At 52.9% G+C, this 227-nt stretch carries 1 rRNA gene; it reads left to right on the top strand.

Features of this window, described 5'->3' with window-relative positions:
- A 23S ribosomal RNA gene (locus tag GCN74_RS28595) occupies positions 1-227 on the top strand; the annotation flags it as partial.

Below are 227 nucleotides of genomic sequence, written 5' to 3'. Positions count from 1 at the left end.
CCGTCGTATGATGCGATGGGGGGACGGATCGCGGAAGGTTGTCTGACTGTTGGAATAGTCAGTTTCTGTCTCATAGAAGGCACTTAGGCAAATCCGGGTGCGGAATTCAAGGGGATGGGACGAGTGAGCTTGCTCACGAAGCAATCGGAAGTGGTTCCAAGAAAAGCCTCTAAGCTTCAGTCATACGAGACCGTACCGCAAACCGACACAGGTGGGCGAGATGAGTA

It is taken from the genome of Janthinobacterium sp. FT14W (assembly GCF_009208755.1).
Classification (GTDB): domain Bacteria; phylum Pseudomonadota; class Gammaproteobacteria; order Burkholderiales; family Burkholderiaceae_D; genus Janthinobacterium; species Janthinobacterium violaceinigrum.
This window is presented reverse-complemented; position numbering and strand designations above follow the sequence as displayed.